The following is a 4,256-nucleotide window of genomic DNA, read 5'->3' as shown; positions in this document are numbered from 1 at the left end:
GACCCGCCCGCCCGGGATCCGCGCAGAGCCCATGCCGAGAAAGGTCCTCCCACGCCGTGAAGGCTTCCGAGACCCCTTTGTTGAAACTGATCCAGCAGGGTCACCAGTTCGTCATCCCGATCTACCAGCGCGCGTACTCCTGGACCGCCGCGGAGTGCGACCAGCTGATGGCGGACATCGAGAGAGCGGGCGGCGACGACGGCCTGACGTCGCACTTCACCGGTTCGATCGTGTACGTGGAGAAGGGGTTGTCGAACCTGACGACCCAGGAGCCCCACCTCGTCATCGACGGCCAGCAGCGGATGACCACGGTGATGCTGCTGATCGCGGCCCTGGCCCGTACCCTGGAAGGCCTCCCGGAGGGCACGCCCGCACCGTTCGCCGATTTCTCCCCCAAGAAGCTGCGCAACCGCTACCTGGTGAACAACGACGAGGAGGGAGAGGATTACTTCAAACTCCTGCTGTCGGAGAAGGACCGGGAAACGCTGAAGGCGATCATCCTCGGCACCCCCCTGCCGTCGAATCCCTCGGAGAGCGTGAACAACAACCACCGGCGTTTCCTGGAGCACCTCACCAAGCCGAGCACGGACCTCGGAGCCGTGTGCCGCGGACTGGCGAAACTGGTCGTCGTCGACATCCGGCTGGACCGCACGTCGGACAACCCGCAGCTGATCTTCGAGTCCATGAACTCGACCGGGTTGCAGCTGTCGCAGGCCGACCTCATCCGCAACTTCGTGCTGATGGGCTTGAAACCGACCCTCCAGGAGAAGCTGTACACCACCTACTGGCGGCCGATGGAGACGGATTTCGGGCAGGCCGCCTACGAGAAGCAGTTCGACGACTTCGTACGGCACTACCTCACAGTCGTGACCGGTGAGATCCCGCGCTTCGACGACGTCTACGGGGCCTACAAGAAGTACGCGCGGACCTTCACCTCCGGTGGCGCGGAGATCGAGGCCCTGGTCCGTGAGCTGCACTCCTACGCACGGCGGTACTGCGCCGTCGCCCTGGGCCAGGAGAGCGACAAGGTGCTCGCCGCGGCGTTCAAGGACCTGAGAGAAATCAAGGCGGACGTGGTCTACCCACTACTGCTGGAGCTCTACACCGACTATGAACGCAGTGTCCTCCAGCGCGACGACCTGGTATCGATCGTCGACATGGTCACGTCCTACATCTTCCGCCGCGCCGTCTGCCGCGTGCCGACGAACTCGCTCAACAGGACCTTCAGCACCTTCACCAAAGCGATCGACAAGGAACGGTACGTCGAGAGCGTCCAGGCGCACCTGCTGGGTTTGAAGAGCTACCGGGCCTTCCCCTCGGACCAGCAGTTCACCGCCGAGTTGACCACGGCCAACATGTACAACTTCAAGCGTCGGTCATACCTGCTGCGTAGGTTGGAGAACTTCGGTAGGAAGGAGCACGTGTCGATCGAGGACTACACGATCGAGCACATCCTGCCTCAGAACGAGAACCTCTCGGAGCAGTGGCGCGCGGACCTCGGCCCGGATTGGGACCTGGTGCAGGAGCGCTACCTGCACACGCTCGGCAACCTGACGCTGACCGGCTACAACTCCGAGTACAGCGATCGCCCGTTCGTCCAGAAGCGGGACGTGGAGGGCGGTTTCCGGGAGAGTCCGCTCCGTCTGAACAAGGGGCTCGGCGCCCTCGACACCTGGAACGAACAGGCCGTCGTAGACCGTGCCGACCGGCTGGCCGAGCAAGCCTTGATGATCTGGCCCCGTCCCGCCCAACCCGAGGGCTTCCACAGTACCGACCGGATGAGCACCGAGTCCGGATACTCCATCGCGAACCATACGAAACTGGAGAACCCGTCCCTGCGGGCGCTGTTCGAAGAGTTCCGCGGCCGGGTGCTCGCCTTGGACGAGGCCGTCACGGAGACGTTCCTGAAGCACTACGTCGCCTACAAGGCCGAGACCAACTTCGTCGACGTGGTGGCGCGAAGCGACAGTCTGAAGCTCACCCTGAACATGCCCTTCGAATCGCTCCACGACGAACGTGGACTTGCGTGGGACGTAACCGGCAAGGGAAAGACGGGCAACGGCAACGTCCAGGTCATCCTGGGCTCCACAGCGGATCTCGGCCACATCATGGGCTTGGTGCGACAGGCCTACGAATTCCAGGTCGGCGAGTAGGAGAGGACGAGGGGGCTACCGCCTACGCACACGGACGGACGTCTGCCGACGGAGCACGGTTTCGGGTGGTGGCCGGGCGTCCGTCTCTTTTCCGTGGCCGGGAGGCGCCCGGCCTTCCATGAAATGTGACCCGGGGTTTCCGAACGGCACATTCCGACAATCAGACGCGAACAGCCATGAATCGAATATTGCAAGAAACCTGATAAGAAGGGTTATCAGTTCACGAAGTACATTTCATCGGTTTCTCTGGCTACCTTGATGGTCATCGCGTTTCCCAAACGCCCCGAGGTTCCCGCGGAACCCCTCGGCCCCGGGGACGCGACGGACCCATCCTCTCCGTGGCCTGTTCACCCGGGCCGCGCGCTTCCCTTAGAGGAACCATCGTGAACACCTTTCTCATCATCGTTCTCCCTTTGGCGGCGGGTGCGATCTGCGCCGCCCTCGGTTATCTGATCGCCCGGCACCGCGCCGGATCCGAGAACCGCGACCTCAGGGACGCGCGGATCCGCCTGGAGGCGGACCTGCGCGTCGTCGGAGAGCAGCGTGACCAGGCCCGGTCCCAGGTCGAAAAGCTCCACGAAGAACACGACGAGGCCCGGCGGGCGCAACGCGAGAGCGAATCCGCCGCGGCCGAGCAGGCCACCCGGCTGAACACCGTGTCGGAACGGGTCGGGAGGCTGGAGGCCGAGCTGGAGTCGGCCCGCGGCGACCACCGGCGGATCACCGGCGAGGCCGAAGGTCTGCGAACCTCCCTGGACGCGAGCGCTCAGCGGGCCCGCGACCTGGAGGGCACCTTGGCCACCACCGGCAAGGAGAAGGCCGCCCTGGAGGCGGTCGTCGAGGAGCTGAAGCGGCGCGTCGGCGGTTACGAGGCCGAGCTCGCGAAGCTGCGCACCGAGCGGACGGAGCTGGAGAAGCGCCAGGCCGAGGTGTCCGCCGCACAGAAGGAGCTGGAGAAGGTCCGTGAGGAGCACGGCCGCCTCCAGACGGAGCAGGTCGAGGCGACCGTGGCCAAGATGTTGGAGTCCTCCCGGGAGAAGCTCGCCGCCACCGCGGACGAGAAGCTGGGCACCACCGCCAAGGCGGTCACCGACAAGCTCCAGGAACTGGGCGTGCACCTGCGCGAGATCGACGGCAGGCGGACCTCGACCGAGGCGCGCCTGGGCGAACAGATCCAGAACCTGGCGGCGGAGAGCGTGCGCGGCCGCGCGCAGACCGAGGCGCTGGTCAAGGCTCTGCGCAAGCCCCAGGTGCGCGGGCGGTGGGGCGAGCTCCAGCTCAAGAAGGCCGTCGAGTTGGCGAACCTGCGCGAGCGCTGCGACTTCGACACCCAGGTCACGGTCACGGACGAGGAGGGGACCCAGCGGCCGGACATGGTCGTCAACCTCACCAACGGCCGCCGGATCGTGGTGGACGCCAAGGTCTCCCTCGACGCCTTCATGAACGCTGTGGAGGCGGGCGACGACGCCGAATATGCCCGTTTCATGGACGAGCACGCCGCGCAGGTCCGCAGGCACGTGGACGCGCTCTCCGCGAAGGAGTACTTCGTGAAGGTCGCGGGCAGCCCGGACTTCGTCCTCATGTTCCTGCCGAACGAGTCCCTGCTCCAGGCGGCGCTGGACCGCAAGCCCGACCTGTACGAGTACGCGCTCGGGAAGCGGATCATCATCGCCACCCCCACCGTGCTGGTCCCGATGCTGCGCACCATCGCCCTGTCCTGGGACGAGAAGGCGATGTGGGAGAACACGGAGAGGATCCACGAGCTGGGCCGGGAGATCTACGACCGGCTCGCCAAGGTCGGCGAGCACCTGGGGAAGCTGAAGGGCTCCCTCGACAAGTCGGTGGAGCACTACAACGCGACAATCGGCTCTCTGGAGGGCCGTGTCCTGCCGACCGCCCGCGGGTTCCGCGAGCTCGGCATCCGCGCCGCCAAGCAGCTCGCCGAGCTGACCCCCGTGGAGCGACAGACCCGGTCGCTGGTGGCCCCCGAACTCGTGCAGCCGGCCCCCGTGCCGGACGGACAGGATGCCGCCCACAACTGAGCGGGCGGGCAGGAAGAACGGGGTGAACGGCGCGGCCCCTCCCGGACGAATTCCGGGAGGG

The 4,256-nt window shown here is 65.9% G+C and carries 2 protein-coding genes; both read left to right on the top strand.

Annotation, left to right across the window (positions count from 1 at the left end):
• The first annotated feature begins 56 nt into the window (after positions 1–56).
• Positions 57–2,153: a GmrSD restriction endonuclease domain-containing protein gene (locus tag ACJOT3_RS32975; RefSeq protein ID WP_406977050.1), complete on the top strand. Its 2,097-nt coding sequence runs from the start codon at positions 57–59 to the stop codon at positions 2,151–2,153.
• A 383-nt stretch (positions 2,154–2,536) separates the two neighbouring features.
• Positions 2,537–4,195, top strand: a complete 1,659-nt coding sequence (locus tag ACJOT3_RS32970) for a DNA recombination protein RmuC (RefSeq protein WP_406977049.1) — start codon at positions 2,537–2,539, stop codon at positions 4,193–4,195.
• Positions 4,196–4,256 lie beyond the last annotated feature (61 nt).

Source organism: Nocardiopsis protaetiae, assembly GCF_045446735.1.
Lineage (GTDB): Bacteria > Actinomycetota > Actinomycetes > Streptosporangiales > Streptosporangiaceae > Nocardiopsis > Nocardiopsis protaetiae.
The sequence above is the reverse complement of the archived record's forward strand: the minus strand, read 5'-3'. Positions and strand labels throughout refer to the sequence as shown.